Raw genomic sequence first — 2,381 nt, 5'->3', positions numbered from 1 at the left:
CCCAGCTCGCGTACCGCTTTAATGGGCGAACAGCCCAACCCTTGGGACCGACTACAGCCCCAGGATGCGATGAGCCGACATCGAGGTGCCAAACCTCCCCGTCGATGTGGACTCTTGGGGGAGATAAGCCTGTTATCCCCGGGGTAGCTTTTATCCGTTGAGCGATGGCCCTTCCATGCGGAACCACCGGATCACTAAGCCCGACTTTCGTCCCTGCTCGACTTGTAGGTCTCGCAGTCAAGCTCCCTTATGCCTTTGCACTCTACGAATGATTTCCAACCATTCTGAGGGAACCTTTGGGCGCCTCCGTTACCTTTTAGGAGGCGACCGCCCCAGTCAAACTGCCCACCTGACACTGTCTCCCGGGTCGATAAGACCCGTAGGTTAGAATTTCAATACAGTCAGGGCGGTATCCCACCAGCGCCTCCACCGAAGCTAGCGCTCCGGCTTCTAAGGCTCCTACCTATCCTGTACAAGCTGTACCAACATTCAATATCAGGCTGCAGTAAAGCTCCACGGGGTCTTTCCGTCCTGTCGCGGGTAACCTGCATCTTCACAGGTACTATAATTTCACCGAGTCTCTCGTTGAGACAGTGCCCAAATCGTTACGCCTTTCGTGCGGGTCGGAACTTACCCGACAAGGAATTTCGCTACCTTAGGACCGTTATAGTTACGGCCGCCGTTTACTGGGGCTTCAATTCGCACCTTCGCTTACGCTAAGCGCTCCCCTTAACCTTCCAGCACCGGGCAGGCGTCAGCCCCTATACTTCGCCTTACGGCTTCGCAGAGACCTGTGTTTTTGCTAAACAGTCGCCTGGGCCTATTCACTGCGGCTCTCTCGGGCTTGCACCCTAACAGAGCACCCCTTCTCCCGAAGTTACGGGGTCATTTTGCCGAGTTCCTTAACGAGAGTTCTCTCGCACACCTTAGGATTCTCTCCTCGCCTACCTGTGTCGGTTTGCGGTACAGGCACCTTTTATCTCGCTAGAAGCTTTTCTTGGCAGCGGGGAATCAAAGACTTCGCTCCATAAGGAGCTTCCCCATCACAGCTCAGCCTTCACGATAAGCGGATTTGCCTACTTATCAGCCTAACTGCTTGGACGTGCACAACCAATCGCACGCTTCTTCTATCCTTCTGCGTCCCTCCATTGCTCAAACGATAAAGAGGTGGTACAGGAATATCAACCTGTTGTCCATCGCCTACGCCTTTCGGCCTCGGCTTAGGTCCTGACTAACCCTGAGCGGACGAGCCTTCCTCAGGAAACCTTAGGCATTCGGTGGAGGGGATTCTCACCCCTCTTTCGCTACTCATACCGGCATTCTCACTTCTAAGCGCTCCACCAGTCCTTCCGGTCTCGCTTCACAGCCCTTAGAACGCTCTCCTACCACTGTTCGAAGAACAGTCCGCAGCTTCGGTGATACGTTTAGCCCCGGTACATTTTCGGCGCAGAGTCACTCGACCAGTGAGCTATTACGCACTCTTTAAATGGTGGCTGCTTCTAAGCCAACATCCTGGTTGTCTAAGCAACTCCACATCCTTTTCCACTTAACGTATACTTTGGGACCTTAGCTGGCGGTCTGGGCTGTTTCCCTTTCGACTACGGATCTTATCACTCGCAGTCTGACTCCCAAGGATAAGTCATTGGCATTCGGAGTTTGACTGAATTCGGTAACCCGGTAGGGGCCCCTAGTCCAATCAGTGCTCTACCTCCAAGACTCTTACCTTGAGGCTAGCCCTAAAGCTATTTCGGAGAGAACCAGCTATCTCCAGGTTCGATTGGCATTTCACCCCTACCCACACCTCATCCCCGCACTTTTCAACGTGCGTGGGTTCGGGCCTCCATTCAGTGTTACCTGAACTTCACCCTGGACATGGGTAGATCACCTGGTTTCGGGTCTACGACCACGTACTCAATCGCCCTATTCAGACTCGCTTTCGCTGCGGCTCCGCATCTTCTGCTTAACCTTGCACGGGATCGTAACTCGCCGGTTCATTCTACAAAAGGCACGCCATCACCCGTTAACGGGCTCTGACTACTTGTAGGCACACGGTTTCAGGATCTCTTTCACTCCCCTTCCGGGGTGCTTTTCACCTTTCCCTCACGGTACTGGTTCACTATCGGTCACTAGGGAGTATTTAGCCTTGGGAGATGGTCCTCCCGGATTCCGACGGAATTTCACGTGTTCCGCCGTACTCAGGATACATTCAAGAGAGAACGAAGTTTCGACTACAGGGTTGTTACCTTCTACGACGGACCTTTCCAGACCTCTTCATCTACCTCGTTCCTTTGTAACTCCGTATAGAGTGTCCTACAACCCCAAGAGGCAAGCCTCTTGGTTTGGGCTAATCCCGTTTCGCTCGCCGCTACTCAGGGAATCGC

The 2,381-nt window shown here is 53.5% G+C and carries 1 rRNA gene; it reads right to left on the bottom strand.

The annotated features are described in order from the left end of the window. Window positions 1–2,381, bottom strand: a 23S ribosomal RNA gene (locus tag ACFXGI_RS38575); the annotation flags it as partial.

Origin of the sequence: Streptomyces sp. NPDC059355 (genome assembly GCF_042752335.1) — a bacterium.
GTDB lineage: Bacteria > Actinomycetota > Actinomycetes > Streptomycetales > Streptomycetaceae > Streptomyces.
The sequence above is the reverse complement of the archived record's forward strand: the minus strand, read 5'-3'. Positions and strand labels throughout refer to the sequence as shown.